Consider the following 19,595-nt stretch of genomic DNA (forward strand, 5'->3'; position numbering starts at 1 on the left):
AGTATGTATAAAAAAACCCTCTGCTAATAGCAGAGGGTTGTCATATTCTCTGAAAACGAAAGGTGAGAGTAACATAGCCGGGTAAGACATTCGAATTTGTATCATGAAAGATACTCCATAGAAAGGAGGTGATCCATCCCCACCTTCCGGTAGGGATACCTTGTTACGACTTCACCCCAATCATCTACCCCACCTTCGGCGGCTGAGTCCGTAAGGTTCTCTCACCGACTTCGGGTGTGACAAACTCTCGTGGTGTGACGGGCGGTGTGTACAAGGCCCGGGAACGGATTCACCGCGGCATGCTGATCCGCGATTACTAGCGATTCCAGCTTCACGTAGGCGAGTTGCAGCCTACGATCCGAACTGAGACCAGCTTTATGAGATTAGCTCCCCCTCGCGGGTTCGCAACCCTTTGTACTGGCCATTGTAGCACGTGTGTAGCCCAAGACATAAGGGGCATGATGATTTGACGTCATCCCCACCTTCCTCCGGCTTTCACCGGCTGTCTCGTTAGAGTGCCCAACTAAATGCTGGCAACTAACGATAAGGGTTGCGCTCGTTGCGGGACTGAACCCAACATCTCACGACACGAGCTGACGACAACCATGCACCACCTGTCACCGTTGCCCCGAAGGGAAGGGGTATCTCTACCCCGGTCAACGGGATGTCAAGCCTTGGTAAGGTTCTTCGCGTTGCTTCGAATTAAACCACATGCTCCACCGCTTGTGCGGGCCCCCGTCAATTCCTTTGAGTTTCAGCCTTGCGGCCGTACTCCCCAGGCGGAGTGCTTAATGCGTTAGCTGCGGCACTGAGGGCGGGAAAGCCCCCAACACCTAGCACTCATCGTTTACGGCGTGGACTACCAGGGTATCTAATCCTGTTTGCTCCCCACGCTTTCGCGCCTCAGCGTCAGTTACAGCCCAGAAAGTCGCCTTCGCCACTGGTGTTCCTCCCGATCTCTACGCATTCCACCGCTACACCGGGAATTCCACTTTCCTCTGCTGCACTCAAGCGCTCCAGTTTTGGAGGCGAACAATGGTTGAGCCATTGCCTTTAACCCCCAACTTAAAGCGCCGCCTGCGCGCGCTTTACGCCCAATAATTCCGGACAACGCTTGCCCCCTACGTATTACCGCGGCTGCTGGCACGTAGTTAGCCGGGGCTTTCTCCTTAGGTACCGTCAGAACTTCTTCCCTAAGAACAGAGTTTTACAACCCGAAGGCCGTCATCACTCACGCGGCGTTGCTCCGTCAGGCTTTCGCCCATTGCGGAAAATTCCCTACTGCTGCCTCCCGTAGGAGTCTGGGCCGTGTCTCAGTCCCAGTGTGGCCGGTCACCCTCTCAGGTCGGCTATGCATCGTCGCCTTGGTAGGCCATTACCCCACCAACAAGCTAATGCACCGCGGGCCCATCCTCAAGCGAAAAACTTTTACATTGCTCTCATGCAAGAGCAATGATTATCTGGTATTAGCACCGGTTTCCCGGAGTTATCCCAGGCTTGAGGGCAGGTTGCCCACGTGTTACTCACCCGTTCGCCGCTAGGTTCCCGAAGGAACCCCGCTCGACTTGCATGTATTAGGCACGCCGCCAGCGTTCGTCCTGAGCCAGGATCAAACTCTCCGATAAAGTTGAGTTTGAAAGCTCAATAGTAAATCATCTGGCTAAATGTGATACATCTCACTCTTTCGTTTTCAAAGAACATCATTGCTTTTTTGTTTGTGCCGCTCGTGGCGACAAAAAATAATATATCATACACAAATCTACTCGTCAACACATATTTTTATTATTTCCCTTCTATATATTAACTCCTGATGATTGTTATCTAAAAAAATATGATATTTTATAATCTAAATGAAAAAATCCACTCCTTATTAAATTTGAGTGGATTACTTGCAAAAAGTTATTCATTCGGATGTATTATTGCTAAAACTTGATGGTCTTCCCATTTGCCATTTATTTTAACACTACTCTTAGAAATCCCTTCTTTTTCAAAACCTGCCTTTTCTAAAACTCTAATCAAACCGATGTTATGTAGCATAACACCAACTTCAATTCTATTTGACACTCCACACGGCTGAAGCCGTGGGATTCTTGAATCGTTAGCGTCCGCAATCCGTTTCCGTTTTGGACAACGCTCAAGTTCAAGGGTGTGCCATCACCCCATCCCATACAGTTAGAATGTACCCGTATGGGCGGCATACCTGTCACCAGTACGCTAGGCTGCTAAACCTGAAATAGCTTTCGCTATATTGATTGCTCCATTGAGATCCGCATGGCAGGTGTACCCACATTCTTTACACCGAAACAGGAGACCGTTTCGGTTTGCTTTGGCTTGGTGTCCATTTTTGCAAGTTTGGCTGGTGTATTTTGGGTTCACTAATTCAAAACGAATGCCAACCATCTCCGCTTTGTACTTGATGAATTCTTTAAACTGATAGAATGACCAAGAATGAGGATTTCTTCCTGGATCGCTTCTCTTTGACTTAGCCGTATTGCGAATGTCCGTCAAGTCTTCCATGCGAATCACTCCAACACCGTTGGCGATAGCAAAGTGGACAATTTGACGACTGATCTTGTGGTTTTGATCTTTCATCCAGCGAGATTCTTTGTCTTTGGATTTTTTAATGGCTTGTAGCTTCTTAGCCTTGCCTAGTTTTCTTCTATTCGCTGAGAATCTTCTACGAGTATAGGCAACTGGAGAACCTTTGAAAAAGAGAGATTTTGTTCCCATACTAGCAACTGCTAAATAACGCAGACCTAAATCAGTAGAATTCGCTCTTCTTCTCCAGCTTCAAGTTTTGATTATTGAAACAACACCATATATTACGGAAAGCCTTTGCATTCTGATTTTTCTTTTGAGACTTCACTTCCCGAATGGTTTGATTCACAACAGCAGAAGGAAATGGTTTATCTGAAAACTCCTTGAAGATCGTACTTGTTGCTTTATTGACTTCTGGTTGCAACAAGAGCCAATTACCAAAGTCTGTATTGATCTCTGTCATTCGTTGATACATTTGCTGTTTGGCTCCCGTTGGATTATGTAGCTCTAAACGCAGTGTGATCGTTGGCATGCACTCACCCCCTTGTTTTTTGTGCTTCCACATAACGTTTAATGGTATCACTGGATACATTTCCTGCTGTGCTAACAAAGAAAGAACGTGTCCAAAGACTTTGCAGATGAGACAAATGTTTAAATTCTTGTCTCAGTCGCCTAGAAGTCACTCCTTTCACTCTTGCCATAACATCCGAGGGAGAATCAGTGGGGAGACAGTTCAAGAACACCTGACAATGATCAGGCATGACTTCCAATGCTATGATGATCCAATCATTCTCTTGACAAATCTCTTTTACTAACTGCTTGAATCGTTCTTCTACTTTGTTCACCAGTACCTTTCTTCGGTAGCGTGAGCAGAAAACAAAATGATAGTTGATGAGAGATACAGTCGTTTGAGTTCTTCTATATTCTTGTTCCATAGTCTGATTTTATCAGTTTAATTAATACACTACTACAAAAAGGACAAAAAAATAAAAATAAAAGATTGTTGCTCTAAGCATCCCCTACAAAGGGGATACCGAGCAACGCCGCCTTTCATCCCACGATTGAAACCGTGGGCTTTCAGTCGGCAAAGTTCTGTAATTTAAGAGTAGTTAAGAGTAGTAAATGTATGGTCTAGAACTAGTCTTAGAGTTTCCATGGCATATCCTTTACCATTATGATTCTTGCTTTGGATAGGTTACAGTTTATTGGACAGAAAAAATAAGGTCAATTACACTTGTTTCAAAGGGACATGAAACGAGGAGAATTGATTATGACAAGAAGAAAAAGACGTACTTTTACCGAGGAGTTTAAACACCAAATTGTTCAATTGCATCAAAGTGGGAAACCAAGAAGTGAAATTATCAAAGAGTATGATCTTACTCCATCTGCTGTAGATAAGTGGATCAGGCAGAGTCAGAACAGTGGCTCCTTTAAAGAAAAGGACAACCGAACAACCGAAGAAGCTGAATTAATTCAGCTTCGGAAAGAGCTTCAACGTTTACGAATGGAAAACGATATTTTAAAGCAAGCCGCGCTGATCATGGGACGAAAGTAAATGTGATCCGAAATAATCGTCACAAATACTCAGTATCAGCAATGTGCGAAGTCCTACAACTCCCTAGAAGCACTTACTATTATGAAAAAAAGAATAGAAAGTCCTTGAAGAATACGATCACGTCTGTGATCGTAGACATCTTTCAAAAAAGCCGTCTAACCTATGGTACACGAAAAATTAAAGTGGAATTAAAAAAACGGGGATGGATCATTTCTAGAAGACGAATCGGACGAATCATGAACCAACAAGGGCTTATTTCAAAGTACACCATCGCCCAGTTCAAAAAGAGCCGAAGTACCAAGCCATTTCAATGGCAATGTAGTTCACGTTACTTTCATACTATTAAGTCGTTTTAAAGGTATATCCATTTCGATCTCATACTCAAACCCTTCTCCTCGTGATGATCGTATTTCTGAAGATCGCCTACGAGAACCATTTTTCCAGCCGAAGCCTTTGCCAGTCCTATCCAGCAGAAGAACACCCTATGGAGACAAAGTGAGCAGCACTTCTCTTTAAATCTTCCGTACTGCTTTGCTCACTCCCCATAGGGCGTTTTGGACCGGACTAGAGAAACTTATGAAGGAAATAGGTCGGACTTACGAGAAGGTAGAAACCCTCTATTGTTCAACGCAAATTCATCTCTCACTTTCGCTATGCTGAGAAGTGGGAGTATTCTCATCTATAATAGATAAAATCAATAGACTAGGTGCTTTCTATATTCAACCTACTGCTTCATCCTTGGATCTAATATATCCCGCAATCCATCCCCAAACAAGTTAAAACCAAGTACTGTTATCATAATCGCCAACCCTGGGAAAATCATCGTCCATGGCGCTAACTGCATATAAGCTCTCGCATCTGCCAACATCGTACCCCACTCCGGCTCTGGCGGTTGAGCACCTAAACCTAAAAATCCTAACCCAGCCGCCTCAATCACCGCAGTAGCAAACCCAAGCGTTCCTTGTACAATAATCGGAGTCCAACAATTAGGAAGAATATGCTGAAACAAAATCCGACTATTCTTCATCCCAATCGCTCGTGCCGCTAGCACATAATCTTCTTCCTTGATCCTCAGTACTTGAGAACGCATCAATCGTCCAAAAGTTGGAACATTAATAATCGCAATCGCAATCAGCGCATTTCCCAGACCATAACCAAGCATCGCCACAATCGCAATCGCTAACAAAATCCCTGGAAAAGCGAGCAAAATGTCAAAAATACGGGAAATAATTGTATCTCTCCAGCCACTATAATAACCAGCGATTAGCCCCAGCAAACTTCCTACCATAATCGAACCAGAAATCGCTGCAAATCCAATCCAGAGGGAGATTCGAGAACCATAAACCACACGAGTGAAAATATCCCGCCCCATCTCGTCCGTACCAAACCAATGCTCTGCTGAGGGCGCCTGGAAAATATCTGGACTATGCTCCGAATAACTATAAGAAGTAATCAAAGGAGCAATTAACGCAATCAACACAAAAAAGATCACAATCAATGCACCAATTAGTGCAGAACGATGGCGGTAAACGGACCGAATAAATTCCATAAGTGGAGATTCAGTCGGCTCGACCAGTTCTGGATTTTGGTTTGGTTTCATCACAACGGGTGGCATTTCCATTTAATCTCGCTCCTTCCCGTATTCAATTCTCGGATCAATCCATGCATATAATAAGTCCACTATTAAATTAATCAGGACGAAAATGACCGCAACGACCAGAATTCCAGACTGGATTACTGTGTAATCACGTGATTCAATCGCCTCATAAATATATCTACCAACCCCCGGCCAACTGAAAATGGTCTCTGTCAGCACAGCTCCACCGAGCAAAGATCCCATCTGTAAACCAATAACTGTTAAAATCGGAATACTGGCATTTTTTAGTGTATGTTTATAAATAACCCAAAACTCAGATAATCCTTTCGCACGAGCTGTACGAATATAATCGGAACGCATCACTTCTAACATACTGGAACGGGTCATCCGCGCAATAATCGCCATCGGAATCGTCGCTAAAGCAACTGCTGGCAAAACCAGATGATTCCATACATCTATCAATATGTTCATATTTCCTCGAAGCAAAGAATCCAACAAATAGAAATTCGTAATCGGTTCAAAGACCAAACGAGAGTTAAGACGACCACTTGCTGGAAAGATATCGAGATTTTGTGCAAACAGCCACTGCTCCATCAGCCCCAACCAAAAAACAGGAATGGAAACGCCAATAAGAGCTATCATCATTGTAGTCCAATCAATCACTGTATTTTGCCGCCAGGCAGCTAAAACCCCTAAGTTAATCCCAAAAAATACGGCAATAATCATACTAGCAAAAGCAAGCTCAGTTGTTGCCGCTAAAAAAGGGATAATTTCTTTCGCAATCGGTTCATTGGTAACAAGTGAATTACCAAGATCACCCTGTAATAATCCCTTAAGATAATGAAAATATTGAATATACCAAGGATGATTAAGTCCTAGCTCTTCCTTTACTCTTTCAACCGCTTCTGGAGTGGCCTTATCCCCTAATATTGTTTGTACTGGATCTCCAGGAATAGCATGAACAATCGCAAAGGTAATGATGGATAGCCCAATCAGGACAGGGATCAACATCGAAATTCTGCGAACAATGTACGCCATCATGCTATTTCACCTACCTTGAATGGTGTATGTAAAGGGTGGCAAATCAAAATGCCACCCATATTTCCTGCTTCCATTTATCCCGTCCTAACGGGCAGTAAGACCCCCACCTCCAAACTCTAAGAAGTAAAGAGACTTAGGCGGGGGATAACTGCCCATAAGAACCCGATAAGATCAACTAACATTCAGAGGGGTATGAAAGAACTCCCCTCTGAATGAAGTTTCACTTTATAAATCACCCTTATTTTTCAAAATACACTTGGTGGAATTTGTACGTTGAGGTTGCATGCGGATAGAATCCTTTTACCTCTTTCTTAGCGGCAATCGGAACCGTTGCATGTACCAATGGTACCCATGGGGCATCTTTTTTTATAATCTCTTGTGCTTTTTCATACAATTCGGTACGTTTCTTTAGGTCGGAACTTTCCTGAGCTTCAATTAACACTTTGTGTAATTCTTCATTGACATAGAACGCAATATTTCCAGCATCAGGGGCACGAGTGTTATCTTTGTCTAAGAGTACATAAAGGAAGTTATCCGGATCTCCATTATCCCCGTTCCATCCGTAGAGAGCCATTGAATGATCGCCTTTTTTCACACGCTCTTGATGGGTTGGCCAATCAAGCGGAACCACTGTTACCTCTACGCCGATTTTTTTGAAGTCTTCTTTGATAAACTCAGCAATTTTCTTACCATTTGGCATATATGGCCGTGGGTTGGTCATGGTATATAACTCAACCTTAAATCCATCTGGATACCCTGCTTCTTTTAAAAGTTGTTTCGCTTTCTCAAGGTTAAATTCGTAATCTTTCACGTTTTGGTTGTAACCCCAGATTACATTCGGCATCGGGTTGACCGCTGGTGTTGACATTCCTGCATAGAAACTCTTGATAATTCCTTCTTTATTAACAGCATGGTTTAATGCTTGACGTACTTTTGGATTATCAAATGGTTTTTTGGTGGTATTAAAAGCGAGATAGGCAACGTTCATTCCTTCTTGTTCAAACAGTTGCAATTTTGAATTAGCCTTTACCAGTTTGACATCATCTGGGTTCATTCCATCCATGATGTCAATATCGCCGGATTGCAGCGCAGTCATTCGAGCTGAATTATCTGGAATCACACGGAAAATGAGTTTATCGAGTTTCGGATTTCCCTTTTGCCAATATTCTTTGTTTTTTACTAAAACAATGGATTCATTTTTCTTCCAGCTTTCAAATTTGAACGCACCTGTACCAACCGGGTTGGTGTTAAATTGGTCTGGTCCTTTTTTCACTGCAGTAGGGGAGGCGATTCCAAACGGCGGCATAGCAAGGTTAGCTAAGAAAGGGCCTTGTGGTCTATATAGTTCAATTTTTACCGTATACTCATCCGTTGCTGTTACGCTTTTGATTACATGCCCAGAGTCGCCTTTATATCCCCCAAACATATAGGCATAGTAACCAAAGTCTCCACCTTTGTGCTCAGGGTGATTAGGATCCATCCAACGATTAAAGTTATAGACAACAGCTTCGGCATTAAATGGAGTACCATCATGGAACTTTACACCTTTTTTTAGATGGAAAGTCCAAACTTTTCCATCTGGGCTGTTCTCCCATTTCTCTGCCAGAGAAGGGATCACTTCCGTAGTTTTATCATCATACTCCACAAGGTTGTCATAGATCGCACGAGTTACTTTTAATGATTCTCCATCTGTTACTTGAGCAGGGTCTAACTTTTTCGAATCTTGACCCCGACCATATACTAATACATTGTCAGTAGCTGCTAAATCAGAACCACCACCACAAGCCGTTAAAAATGTAGATACAGTAAATAGAAGAACAAGAGCTATAAGCCATTTTTTATTCATTGTTTACCTCCTTAATATTAAATGAGGACTTTTTAAGAAACAGGCTTTGCCCCCACCTCCTTTCATAGCATTTTCACTATAAATGGCAGGCTGCATAATGCCCTGGACGATGCTCTTTAAACTCTGGACGTACTTCTTTACATATATCCATCACATAAGGACAGCGAGTATGGAAAGCACAACCTTTTGGCGGATTCGCAGCGCTAGGGATATCTCCTTGAAGCAAGATTCGTTCCCGTTTGACTTCAGGATCAGGAATGGGCACTGCGGACAGAAGTGCCTGTGTATATGGATGTTTCGGGTTGTCATACAAATTATCTCGGTCTGCGAGCTCAATCATTCTACCCAGATACATCACACCGACCCGATCACTGATATGTCTTACCACACTAAGGTCATGGGCAATGAAGATATAGGTTAGTTGAAACTGTTCTTGCAGGTCTTCCATCAGGTTTAATACTTGCGATTGGATCGATACATCTAAGGCAGATACTGGTTCATCGGCAATAATCAGCTTTGGCTTTACTGATAAAGCACGGGCAATCCCTACTCGTTGCCGTTGCCCTCCACTGAATTGATGTGGGTACCGCTCGCCATGGTGCTTCCCAAGTCCAACAACCTTGAGTAGTTCTTGTACCTGTTCTTTTCGTTGCCGGGCACTTCCGCCGATCCCATGTACTTTTAAGGGTTCTTCTAACGTCTGAGCAATGGTTTTTCGTGGGTTAAGCGAAGCAAAAGGGTCCTGGAAAATCATTTGTAAATCTTTACGAGATTTCCTCATTTCTTCATCATGTAGCTTTGTAAGCGTTTTCCCATCAAAAATGACTTCCCCAGCAGTAGGCTCAATCAGGCGTAATATCGCTCGACCTGTCGTGGACTTCCCACAGCCACTTTCACCTACAATGCCCAGAGTTTCCCCTTGATGTACGGTAAAACTTACTTCATCGACTGCTTTTACTTCGCTTACTTTGCGACCCAAAATTGCTGCACGAATTGGAAAATATTTTTTTAGATTTCGGACTGAAAGTAGAGGTTCTTTTTGGCTCATGATGGAATCGACCCCTTTTCTTGCGTTAACCAACATCTGCTTTGATGACCATCTGTAACGGGTAGAAGTTCAGGTTGTTCGATGTGACATTGTTCCATCGCATATTCACAACGTGGAGCAAATCGACAGCCAATAGGAAAATATAGAGGGTTCGGAACTTGACCTGGAATGGAGTACAAACGCTTTTCATTCCCTGTTAATTTAGGAATTGAATTGAGTAATCCTTTGGTATAAGGATGTTGAGGGTTTTTAAATAAGGTTCTAGAATCTGTCTCTTCTACAACTTGTCCAGCATACATAACGACAATACGGTCACACATTTCGGCAACCACACCTAAATCGTGAGTAATGAGCAAAATCGCGGTTCCAAACTCTTGATTTAACGATTTCATCAGTTCCAAAATTTGCGCTTGGATCGTCACATCAAGAGCGGTGGTCGGCTCATCAGCAATTAGCAACTTTGGATTACATACCATCGCTAGCGCAATCATTACCCGCTGTCTCATCCCACCAGATAACTTGTGCGGATACTCTTTTAAAATACCTTCGCGACTAATCCCTACTTTTCGTAACATCTCTAGTGCCTTGACTTTCGCTTCTTTTTTGGTACATTTCTGATGAATCCGGATCGCCTCGACAATCTGATCACCGATCGTAAAAAGAGGGTTAAGTGAGGTCATCGGTTCTTGGAAAATCATCGCCATCTCGTTGCCACGAAGTTTACGAAGCTCTTTCGGCTTTAATTTGGTTACTTCCGTCCCCTTGAAGCGAATCGAACCACTGACAATTTTTCCTGGAGGTTGAGGGACTAAACCCATCACTGCTAAAGAGGTGACACTTTTTCCGCAGCCGGATTCTCCAACAAGCCCGACTACCTCCCCTTCTTTCACTTCCAAATTCACACCGTCAATTGCGTTGACAATTCCTTTGTCAGTAAAAAATTGTAATTTTAATTGTAAAATTTCTAATATATTTCGCAACATAGCAACACCTCTAACGCCAAAGATGCTATAACCTTTTAAAAATTCAATTTTCTAATTGAACAACAATTTTTTATCCATGGCTACTGTGCTTTTGCTTAACAGAATACAAGTATTTCTAATCGGAATTTTACAACTCCTTCAAAATATTGTTTCAAAATGTTCATATATATTATTTCTATATTGCTTTCATAATTCCTTTTCGAATTTAAATTTATAATGGTAATATTCTGAAAGGTATTGAAGTAGTTTGGTCATAGAGCCAAAACTTCTCTTTGTTACTATTGTTATCAAAGAGGCGATCTCTACCTAGGTTGGTATCGCTTATTACACATTAATCGAACGGAAAAAAAGAATATCGATGCCATGTAGTCAATATTATGAAAGAGATATATACGCTACGGAAAACAGGTGAAAAAACAGACTATTAAGCAAAAAAACATGCCGGAATACCCAACATGGTAAAAACATATGGCTGATTCAATTGGTTTAATTACTTTGGATCTTCTTCGTCTAACTCAAACTGTTGAATATTTCAAAACATTTATATATAACATCTTCTGACCATGATGGGTTAGGATTCCGACAATCCATCATTTTAATTAAATCTGGAACACAGCTTTCTGTTATGTATTCTGGCAAATATGATAATGTATCGAATGCAAACCAATGTGGAAAAGTAGGATCTGGATCTTCTGCAATTTTCACGAGATATGGAACATATCTGGAAGAAGGGTGTTCTAATGCAGATCCAAACCATAATCGACTGTATCTTCCCCAATCTTGTTTTTCTAAGCCATATCGAAAGTATGGAACAATTTCTTCTTCTACATTGTTTAACTCGCGACATTCTTTAGAAAAGAGCTTTAACACTTTTGATAATTCGATAATAGTATCTACAGAACTCGCATTTTTAAATGCATCATATCTTTCCTGATGATTTTGAATTAATCTATCTAAAAAACCAACTTTCATCGAAATCCTTTAATACGTTGTAGTCCCGTTCTCGATCTTGGTCAACGAGACAAACCGGTCTTCGTTGTTGTAGGTGAAGTTTTGCTCAGTCTTCTTGTACCTGCTTCGGTACGCATCGGTTGGGATAGGTTTCCACTCTCATAAAAAGTAAAACTGGTGGTACCTAAGAGATTCCCTTTGGTATCGTCGTACTCTTTGCGTTCGGAGATTCGGTTGTCCCCAATGTAGGAAACTCATCGTTTACCTTGCCGGTGGTCTCCCCATTGTTTTAAAAGCATTTCTACCTCTTCATAAGATTTTTTGTTCATATAAATCCCCTCCGTCCTAATGATCTGTTCATATTCTCGCTGGCCCATGTGATAGAATCCTGTTTTCCTTGTCATAGAAACCTTTACATACCCTACAAGCGGTATATAAGCTCATTTGGATTTTTTAAAATATTATTGGAACTTTTGACAAAATTCGTCTTCAGTAATACCCCCTTCGCTAATTGTAAAAAAGCTTCACTTCATAATTGTTCATCTTCTGCCCCATTCCAAGAAACCAATTTGCAGCATACCCTTCTAAAATCTTGTGACACTAAAAAAGCGCCTTGGAACCGCTAATTATTTAGATTTCTGAGGTAATAATGCAACAAGCTCTAGATGATACAAATGTTCGACCACTTCTTGATCTATAGCCAAGTAAATCAAGTTGCTTACATACATAAGCATGACTATGACCAGCATGAACTAAATCATACAAAAGCTGAATGATTTTTGATTCCTCTGGATGAATTTCCAATCGCCCATCTTCATTTTTAGTGTAGCCAATAGGAATTTTTCCACCAAAAGAAAATTTTCCTTTCTCTACTGCTGATATTTTCCCACGCATAAACCTCTTTTTAATTTGTGAGTGCTCGTATTCTGAAAGCATTGCAGAAAAAGAAAAGACTAGGTTTGATGAATCATTTTGAAAGTTTATTTCTCCATTTGGTGTTAAGATTTTAATATCATTTATGATAAATTTTTGTTTTAGATCAAGTAAATCTGCTTCAGAACGACTTAACCTATCAATATCCATACACACTACATAATCATATAAATCCAATCTATCTAACATTAAATTCAATTGCTCTCTTGAATAATCAGTTGAACTTGCTACTTCTTCATACAAATCATATTTCAAATTTTCTCTTTCACAGAGTTTAATCAATGCTCTTCTGTGGTTTGACATTAACTCTCGATCATCCAACTCTGTTTCATTTCTACTCAATCTACTATAGATTGCAGCAATACTCATAATAACTTTCTCCTCCTAAATCAGAGATATAGCAGATCTTTGTGAGGATTATATCTACGAAAAGTGAGGAGTAAACATAGTAGAAATAAAAAGAGGTTTCTATAAAATCTTACGTATTGAGGATGTTCCCCATTCCGTCATGGGTGTATTGAAGTGTCTTGCCGTTTGCTTCGACGGTCTTCAAGAACCCATTCGTCGTATAGGTGTATTTGCCTTTTACTACACCTGCATTGGTGATTTGCGAAATTTGCTCGGCGTCCGTGTAAGTGTAAGCTAAGTCTACTACCAAGGATCTTACATTGTTACGCCCTTTCATGGTAGCTACTATGATTCCAACATTGTAAACATAAATTTGATGAAAAAAGAGCAGGAACATATATAGTCCCTACTCTTAATAATGTTGAATGCCTATCTTTTCATGCTATCTTTCTGTATTACACTAAACCAGAATCTATTTAAATAGTATATATACGACATCCTCTACCGAGAAACCCAAGTCTCACAATCATGGCTGCACGTTATTGACCAAGAATAATCTAGTGGAGTAATCAAGATATCCAATGTATTCCAATTTTCTTCTGGATCATAGTTATCTTCAAGAAATTTGATCAAATCTTCTTTTCCTGTTAGGAATAACTTATCCCGATCCTTGCCTGTATGGTCTGGTACAGGATACATATAAAGCAAATAATACTGCCCAAATTCCTGTAGTCTTTCCACATGATAAACGGGTTCATCATCATTTAAATGTTTCCATTTATCCTTATTTTTTACTCCTTTTTCGTCAAACCAAGCTAGCATTTTGTTCCTTATTTCATTCATTTCATTTTTAGGTATTCGGACTCCTGGGAATATTTCCTTTTTTTTATCTGATTTTCTCCTATTAATCTAGGTAATCAAAGAAAATATGACCTTTACCTTTAACTTTATTCCCTCTGACATAACTCTCTGTATTATCTGTCCATTTTATATGCGGTAAATCTTGATGTTGAGCATGTTGTGTCCCGGTCTCTTCTGGATGAACTCTGAACTCTGTAATGTTTACCCGGCTCAGGAGCATAATTCTTGTATTTCTTAAGCCTGTTCATATTCCCCCCTTGCTTCTTTTAGTAAAGCTTTAGCTTCAGATAAAGTTTTCACTCTAAAATCAGAAGATTTTTTCCTCCACCCCGTATTGTTTAGTCTTCGTTGTTGTAGGTGTATAGTTTTGCTCGGTACGTTAGTTGGTTCCTGATTCAATCCTTACAGATTAGGATAGGTTTCCACTCTCGTTAAAGGTGAAGCTGGTAGTACCTAAAAGATTCCCGTTGGTATCGTCATACTATTTGCGCTCGGAGATCCGGTTATCCCCGATGTAGGTAAACTCATCTTTTACCTTACCGGTGGTCAGGTTCTCGGTTTTAAGGATGTTCCCCATGCGAATCTATTAGAGTAGTCTTGTCTAAGTTTTAAGTTGTTTCACTAATTTCCTAACACAAACCGATTTTAGATTTATTATTACTTGATTACTACCAAAGACCCTTAGAAAAGAATTAGTTATACCCGTGGTGCTAGTTGAAAATCTGATCACGCCATTTAGTTCCTTCTCCGTGATCTTGGATTGCCCATAAAACAAGGAGAGAATGAGCAAATAGTATAGTGTCAATAGCAAGTTCAAATCCTATCAGAGAGTTTGGCTTTAGTTGATCAATACAAAATACATCACATAGGTTGGAAAAAAGAGTTTCAATCTGCTTCCTACGGAAGCGGATAAATTTAGTAAGTTCAACAGGATGAGGATTTTTACTGTTTGCGCGCTTCATTGCAAGAAGTTGAATACCTTTACGAGCTAACTTTTGTCCAACTTTTTCGCTTACATACCCTTTGTCACCTAAAACTATGCAATGAGGAGATTGATCCAATAGTTCTTCCAATACACTTAGATCATGAGTCGAGGCACGTGAGATAACATAGCCAACTATGAATCCTGTATTGGTAATGTGAAAAGAACCCTTAAAACCATAGTAATGTTCTTTCTTGGAAGCACAATAACCTCGATCTGCATACCCTCGAAGTCGTTTCACTCGAAACGACCGAGCAGAGTGACATAAGGGCAGTGGCAAACTATCTACGATAGTATAGGGAGCTTGGGCAAGGAAACGGCGTATAAATTGATAGCGTAGAAACTTAATGATCCAAAGAAGTTGTCTGCAAATTCGATTATAACGAGAGCGTTCAGGAAAAAATTGTCCTGAGAAAAAGTTCGCTTTTGCGAACGAATGCCAAGAACGTTCAGAAGTAAATCCCATCATTTTTCCTAATAAACAAACAGAGATGATGACAAAGTCCTTTTGGTACTGCTGATGAATGTTACGCCTTTGGCGTAATTTCAGTGGAACTAGATGATTATACATATCCTGAACTTCCAAAAGAATTTTATGATATAGCTTTTGAAGTTGCGGAAGTGATTTGATAAAATGAGAGTGCTCTTGCATGAGAAATTCCTCCTGATGATAAGGTCGCACTTTCATTTTGAAGGAATTTTCTTGCAAGGGCTATTATTTTGTTACTAGCACCACGGGTTTAGTTATAAAAAATACTATCTAAATCAAATATTTTTAAACACGCAAACTGTATAGATTGACTAAAAAGTATCGAATCAACCGATACCATTTTTAATCGACCTTTCGTTTGTTTTTATCAGGTTCTAGAGAATAAATATCGTCATTTAACTCAAAACCTTCAGGTTCCCAGTTTTCTTCAGGAAATCCATTTTTTTCAAATAAATTTCTTAAATATCTTATAGCTTCTTCCCAACTTTGAAACTCTCTACATGAAAAAGGAGGTTGTCCTTCATCATTCCATATTACCCATTTCTTATTAGACATGTGGGTTGCAATCCACTTTGCATCAGGTGGAATAGTAAAAATATGAAATGAATTGTCCATCAAATCCTTCCAACTCATATATCCAAGATTTTGACTAAACCTTTCTAAATCACTGAAAAATAGTTTTCTTATTAATTTACGTATTAGATTCATTGATACTCCCCTTAGATTTTTTTAGTATTATAATACCGAGAAATATAAATATTCTATCTAAAAGTAAAGTAGTAAAAGGCCGTAAATCCGGCCAATTAACCTCATCTATCTTTTGCCTTCCATACTGTTAAACGTGAAGATGCACTTCCTCGTTTCCATTTACCTTTTCGAGTATTTATTTATTTGAAAATGGTATCCATGTCCATTATGTGGTGTATGCCATTCTAAAGATCGATATTTTTTATTTTTGCCCTTCTTTTTAGATACCATGATACCCCAATAGCCATTTCCCTTTTCATCATCGCCTTTCAGTTTTCCAATTTTTTCGATACGATACGGAAATTTCTTTTTACTGACTCCCAACCCGACTTTACTTTACGTTTACCCCAAGCCCAACTGCTTTTCACATAGGGTTGCACAAAACGCCAAACTGTTTCAACTGCTTTTTTCTTCCAAGATTCACCATCCGGATCGAACTTATTAACAGGATCATTACTTACATTACTATATCCATTCTGTGTCTTCGGATCATCTGCATCCCCAGGATCAGGATCTAATGTCAAAAATCTTCCTGTGTCTGGATTATAGTATCTAGCTTGCAAATAGTATAGTCCAGATTCTGTATCATACCGATAACCAGCATAGCGGAAAGGACTATCCACTGTTCCAGTTTGCGCTACTACATTACCAAATGCATCATATTCATAGGTAGATAAGATATTTCCATTGGCATCCGTTAATGCCGTTTCATCACCATGACCATTTAACTTAAAGTAATAGAGTTGTCCATCCCGGTTCATGGATACTGGTTGTAGTCCATTATAGGTATAGTAGGCGATCATTACATTGTTTTCATTGGTCTCATAAGAAACATTGTTGTTCTGATCATAGTGATACGTAATGGTACCTGTAGCGGGAGTTGTTTTGGTACGACCTAGTCCATCTGAGTAGTAGGTATAGGATGCGATTACAGTTCCTTGTAGGTCTTTTGCTAAGACTTTATCTCCGATCTTAATATCTTGGATTTTCTTTTGTCCTTTGTTGGTAAGAACTTTGGTATTTAAAGTGAAGCATTTTCCACACCCTTTTTTCGTTGTGGAACTTGGCTTCTGCTTGTTTACTGGTTTAGCTTTTTGTGTTGTTCGCTTACTACTTGCCTTTGTCGGCTTCTTACTACGCTTGGTTACCTTGGAAACTTTTTTCGTCCCTTTTACAACTGTCCTGCTTTTCTGGACAGATATTTTAGCTTTTCGCATTCGCTTCAGCGATTGGGCAGGGATTTTTTTGGCGATTTCTTGATCTTTTTATAGGTCTTGTAAGCTTTTACCCCAGCTTTAATTGCCTTCACACTAGAGGTGATCAGCTTTGCTCCTGGGATAAAGTTGGAGGCGATGTTGTTGACTGGATCACCTTCAGCGTAGAGGTAACGGTTTTGGGTAACAGCGTTGTCTTCTTCGCCTTCGTACGTGTCCGCAACGATAAAGCGTCCTGTATTAGGGTCGTAATCTCTCCAGCCCATGTGGTAGAGCCCAGTTTCTCCATCATAGAAGACTCCGTAGCGCCCTACATAGCGGTATGGGTTGGCATTTGCTAGCGCTTGGTCTCCAGTGATCTGAGTGATATTGCCCCATTCGTCGTAGTCATAGGTAACAACGATGTTCCCTGCGGGACCGGTAAGGTCAATGACGTCTCCACGAGCATTGAACTGGTAGTAGTATTCGATGTCATTATGGCGAAGTCCTAGTAGCTTCCCATCTCCATCTTTGAAGAAGTAGGTACGGCTCTCTTCTACTCTGTCTACCCATTTGACAATTCCAAAGATCTCATCTTTGCTATCTCGCTGATACTCGTAAAAACAAATAAGAGTAGGCACTATTAATAGTCCTACTCTCTAAATGCTCAGTTATTTAAAACAAACTAGGAGATGCTCAATTACTGGTAGTTACTCTGCAACTAATATTGTACTTTCGAAAAACTTTTTCAAGCCGTTTCATCTCAACAAGTGTTCCTTTATATAAAACTCCTGGTATATTTTTTTTAAGTCTAACCACATCACCAATTGACAAATCAAAAGTAGTACGTAGAACCTTTAGAATCTGTGCCATGTTTTTGGATTCAAAAATTTCAATTTGCCATAATCCTTTTTCTTTAATAATAATACTTCTGTAATTATCCGGCATTTCTCCCATTCCATCCTCTTCTAGCCAATACTGACATTCCTGACAAGAGAATGAAGCATGCCAGACCAATTTTTCATCTATAATGCTCTGTCCTACTTTGATTTCTAGGGGCTTACTACATTTTTCACAACTTACGTTTGGATCCATTATTACTTTTTCCAACCTCTCATACGTTCATATCTTTTAATCACTTCATAAAAACGCTCATTTTCTACATAATCATTGGAATGATGAGCAGTATTAATACCTCTTTTCCACCAACGGTGGTGTAATTCTTCATGAATTATTACATTTCTAAGATCTTCTCTTGATGAAAAGGATTTCTTCCCTAATTGCGTCCCTACTCCCCTTTTTGCAACACCCGTATTTATAAAAGGGCTATATTCTGGAACATGTGTAAATTTAATGTTAGGCATATCTTCCTTTATTATTGATTCTATCGTTTTGTTTCTCGCCTTTGAAGCCTTACCTGTTACATGGGAAATGTCATCTGTATAGAACTGTCTTTGCCCCTTATATGATTGTACATCATGTGGTGAAGACTGGTTTGGTTTTGGCTTCTGCTTATTAACTGGTTTTTTCTGCTGAGTGGCTCGTTTACTACTTGCTTTTGTTGGCTTCTTACTATGCTTGGTTACCTTCGAAACCTTTTTCGTCCCTTTTACTACTGTCCTACTCTTCTGGACAGATACTTTTGCTTTTCGCATTCGTTTGAGCGAAACAGCAGGGACTTTCTTGGCGATCTTCTTGATCTTTTTATAGGTCTTGTAAGCTTTTACCCCAGCTTTAATTGCCTTCACACTAGAGGTGATCAGCTTTGCTCCTGGGATAAAGTTGGAGGCGATGTTGTTAACTGGATCTCCTTCAGCGTAGAGATAGCGGTTTTGGGTAACAGCGTTGTCTTCTTCCCCTTCATAGGTATCCGCTACAATAAATCGTCCCGTGGTAGGGTCATAGTCTCGCCAGCCCATGTGGTAAAGTCCAGTTTCCCCATCATAGAAAACTCCATAACGCCCTACATAGTGGTATGGGTTGGCATTTGCTAGAGCCTGATCTCCCGTGATCTGAGTGATATTGCCCCACTCATCGTAGTCGTAAGTAACGACGACGTTCCCTGCAGGATCGGTAAGGGCGATAACATCTCCACGAGCATTGAACTGATAGTAGTATTCAATGTCGTTGTGACGAAGTCCTAGTAGCTTGCCATCTCCATCTTTGAAGAAGTAGGTACGGCTCTCTTCTACTCCGTCTACCCATTTGACAATTCCAAAGATCTCATCTTTGCTATCTCGCTGGAACTCATAACGGATGTGATCATCGACTGTTTGGGCTAAACGGTTGCCTTCTTGGTCGTACTCGTAGGCTACCTTTTTGGTTGTAGTCCCGTTCTCAAGCTTGGTCAACGAGACGTGTCTTTATAGTTATGAATCGTACTGGTACCGGAATGCGTTACCGTTTGTTTCATGAGACGATTGTTTGCATCGTACTCGGAGGTAGTCTCACTGTTGAGATAGCCATCTCCATCGGTATCCTT

The 19,595-nt window shown here is 40.5% G+C and carries 16 protein-coding genes, 1 rRNA gene and 3 pseudogenes; 1 reads left to right on the plus strand and 19 read right to left on the minus strand.

Translation table 11 applies throughout. The features are described from left to right. Positions 1 to 121 precede the first annotated feature (121 nt). The 4 genes and pseudogenes from VJ09_RS02300 to tnpA form a co-directional block, all read right to left on the minus strand. A 16S ribosomal RNA gene (locus tag VJ09_RS02300) occupies positions 122 to 1,625 on the minus strand. 274 nt (positions 1,626 to 1,899) lie between these two features. After that, a pseudogene (locus VJ09_RS18670) lies at positions 1,900 to 2,058 on the minus strand (GNAT family N-acetyltransferase); the annotation flags it as partial. A 156-nt stretch (positions 2,059 to 2,214) separates the two neighbouring features. Continuing rightward, positions 2,215 to 3,070: pseudogene (locus VJ09_RS02305) on the minus strand (RNA-guided endonuclease TnpB family protein). Between the two features lie 4 nt (positions 3,071 to 3,074). Next, the gene (gene tnpA, locus VJ09_RS02310; RefSeq protein ID WP_044640072.1) at positions 3,075 to 3,473 is read right to left on the minus strand and encodes an IS200/IS605 family transposase; all 399 of its coding nucleotides are present in this window, start codon (positions 3,471 to 3,473) and stop codon (positions 3,075 to 3,077) included. Positions 3,474 to 3,802: 329 nt separating this feature from the next. Here tnpA and VJ09_RS18260 point away from each other — a divergent pair. After that, a pseudogene (locus VJ09_RS18260) lies at positions 3,803 to 4,389 on the plus strand (IS3 family transposase); the annotation flags it as partial. Between the two features lie 428 nt (positions 4,390 to 4,817). On the opposite strand, the gene VJ09_RS18265 reads toward VJ09_RS18260, so the two are convergent. The 15 genes from VJ09_RS18265 to VJ09_RS02395 all read right to left on the minus strand — a co-directional run bounded on the left by VJ09_RS18265 (position 4,818) and on the right by VJ09_RS02395 (position 19,464). Continuing rightward, on the minus strand, positions 4,818 to 5,708 hold the full coding sequence (locus tag VJ09_RS18265) for an ABC transporter permease (RefSeq protein WP_044641529.1): 891 nt from the start codon (positions 5,706 to 5,708) through the stop codon (positions 4,818 to 4,820). A gap of 6 nt (positions 5,709 to 5,714) precedes the next feature. Then, positions 5,715 to 6,731, minus strand: a complete 1,017-nt coding sequence (locus VJ09_RS18270; RefSeq protein ID WP_044640074.1) for an ABC transporter permease — start codon at positions 6,729 to 6,731, stop codon at positions 5,715 to 5,717. Between the two features lie 238 nt (positions 6,732 to 6,969). Next, positions 6,970 to 8,577, minus strand: a complete 1,608-nt coding sequence (locus VJ09_RS02335) for an ABC transporter substrate-binding protein (protein ID WP_044640075.1) — start codon at positions 8,575 to 8,577, stop codon at positions 6,970 to 6,972. A 76-nt stretch (positions 8,578 to 8,653) separates the two neighbouring features. After that, entirely contained in the window at positions 8,654 to 9,625 is a 972-nt protein-coding gene (locus tag VJ09_RS02340) for an ABC transporter ATP-binding protein (protein WP_044640076.1), read from the minus strand. Beyond that, positions 9,622 to 10,608 carry an ABC transporter ATP-binding protein gene (locus tag VJ09_RS02345; protein ID WP_044640077.1) on the minus strand — a complete coding sequence of 329 codons (987 nt, stop codon included), beginning with the start codon at positions 10,606 to 10,608 and terminating at the stop codon, positions 9,622 to 9,624. The genes VJ09_RS02340 and VJ09_RS02345 overlap by 4 nt, the downstream gene beginning before the upstream one ends. 510 nt (positions 10,609 to 11,118) lie before the next feature. Then, on the minus strand, positions 11,119 to 11,580 hold the full coding sequence (locus tag VJ09_RS02350) for a hypothetical protein (protein WP_044640078.1): 462 nt from the start codon (positions 11,578 to 11,580) through the stop codon (positions 11,119 to 11,121). 609 nt (positions 11,581 to 12,189) lie between these two features. Further along, entirely contained in the window at positions 12,190 to 12,861 is a 672-nt protein-coding gene (locus VJ09_RS02355) for a recombinase family protein (RefSeq protein ID WP_052807176.1), read from the minus strand. A 109-nt stretch (positions 12,862 to 12,970) separates the two neighbouring features. Next, complete coding sequence (locus VJ09_RS02360; RefSeq protein ID WP_044640079.1) at positions 12,971 to 13,237, minus strand: hypothetical protein; 267 nt, start codon at positions 13,235 to 13,237, stop codon at positions 12,971 to 12,973. Between the two features lie 104 nt (positions 13,238 to 13,341). Further along, a complete protein-coding gene (locus VJ09_RS02365) occupies positions 13,342 to 13,662 on the minus strand; it encodes a hypothetical protein (RefSeq protein WP_147635408.1) in 321 nt (106 codons plus the stop codon). A 749-nt stretch (positions 13,663 to 14,411) separates the two neighbouring features. Further along, entirely contained in the window at positions 14,412 to 15,335 is a 924-nt protein-coding gene (locus VJ09_RS02370; protein WP_044640080.1) for an IS982 family transposase, read from the minus strand. Positions 15,336 to 15,515: 180 nt separating this feature from the next. After that, complete coding sequence (locus VJ09_RS02375; protein WP_044640081.1) at positions 15,516 to 15,881, minus strand: hypothetical protein; 366 nt, start codon at positions 15,879 to 15,881, stop codon at positions 15,516 to 15,518. Between the two features lie 308 nt (positions 15,882 to 16,189). Further along, positions 16,190 to 17,137, minus strand: coding sequence for an RHS repeat-associated core domain-containing protein (locus VJ09_RS17415; protein ID WP_052807178.1), 948 nt, complete (start codon positions 17,135 to 17,137; stop codon positions 16,190 to 16,192). 5 nt (positions 17,138 to 17,142) lie between these two features. Next, a complete protein-coding gene (locus tag VJ09_RS02385) occupies positions 17,143 to 17,754 on the minus strand; it encodes an RHS repeat-associated core domain-containing protein (protein ID WP_052807179.1) in 612 nt (203 codons plus the stop codon). A 55-nt stretch (positions 17,755 to 17,809) separates the two neighbouring features. Next, entirely contained in the window at positions 17,810 to 18,208 is a 399-nt protein-coding gene (locus VJ09_RS02390) for a hypothetical protein (RefSeq protein WP_044640082.1), read from the minus strand. A gap of 2 nt (positions 18,209 to 18,210) precedes the next feature. Then, complete coding sequence (locus VJ09_RS02395; RefSeq protein ID WP_044640083.1) at positions 18,211 to 19,464, minus strand: RHS repeat-associated core domain-containing protein; 1,254 nt, start codon at positions 19,462 to 19,464, stop codon at positions 18,211 to 18,213. Positions 19,465 to 19,595 lie beyond the last annotated feature (131 nt).

This window comes from Risungbinella massiliensis (assembly GCF_000942395.1).
Taxonomy (GTDB): Bacteria; Bacillota; Bacilli; order Thermoactinomycetales; family Thermoactinomycetaceae; genus Risungbinella; species Risungbinella massiliensis.

What these genes read in the sequence shown, in the direction of transcription:
- tnpA (WP_044640072.1), bottom strand. Translation starts at nt 3,473, where the DNA reads ATGGAACAAGAATATAGAAGAACTCAAACGACTGTATCTCTCATCAAC.
- VJ09_RS18265 (WP_044641529.1), bottom strand. Translation starts at nt 5,708, where the DNA reads ATGCCACCCGTTGTGATGAAACCAAACCAAAATCCAGAACTGGTCGAG.
- VJ09_RS18270 (WP_044640074.1), bottom strand. Translation starts at nt 6,731, where the DNA reads ATGATGGCGTACATTGTTCGCAGAATTTCGATGTTGATCCCTGTCCTG.
- VJ09_RS02335 (WP_044640075.1), bottom strand. Translation starts at nt 8,577, where the DNA reads ATGAATAAAAAATGGCTTATAGCTCTTGTTCTTCTATTTACTGTATCT.
- VJ09_RS02340 (WP_044640076.1), bottom strand. Translation starts at nt 9,625, where the DNA reads ATGAGCCAAAAAGAACCTCTACTTTCAGTCCGAAATCTAAAAAAATAT.
- VJ09_RS02345 (WP_044640077.1), bottom strand. Translation starts at nt 10,608, where the DNA reads ATGTTGCGAAATATATTAGAAATTTTACAATTAAAATTACAATTTTTT.
- VJ09_RS02350 (WP_044640078.1), bottom strand. Translation starts at nt 11,580, where the DNA reads ATGAAAGTTGGTTTTTTAGATAGATTAATTCAAAATCATCAGGAAAGA.
- VJ09_RS02355 (WP_052807176.1), bottom strand. Translation starts at nt 12,861, where the DNA reads ATGAGTATTGCTGCAATCTATAGTAGATTGAGTAGAAATGAAACAGAG.
- VJ09_RS02360 (WP_044640079.1), bottom strand. Translation starts at nt 13,237, where the DNA reads ATGTTCCTGCTCTTTTTTCATCAAATTTATGTTTACAATGTTGGAATC.
- VJ09_RS02365 (WP_147635408.1), bottom strand. Translation starts at nt 13,662, where the DNA reads ATGCTAGCTTGGTTTGACGAAAAAGGAGTAAAAAATAAGGATAAATGG.
- VJ09_RS02370 (WP_044640080.1), bottom strand. Translation starts at nt 15,335, where the DNA reads ATGCAAGAGCACTCTCATTTTATCAAATCACTTCCGCAACTTCAAAAG.
- VJ09_RS02375 (WP_044640081.1), bottom strand. Translation starts at nt 15,881, where the DNA reads ATGAATCTAATACGTAAATTAATAAGAAAACTATTTTTCAGTGATTTA.
- VJ09_RS17415 (WP_052807178.1), bottom strand. Translation starts at nt 17,137, where the DNA reads ATGCGAAAAGCTAAAATATCTGTCCAGAAAAGCAGGACAGTTGTAAAA.
- VJ09_RS02390 (WP_044640082.1), bottom strand. Translation starts at nt 18,208, where the DNA reads ATGGATCCAAACGTAAGTTGTGAAAAATGTAGTAAGCCCCTAGAAATC.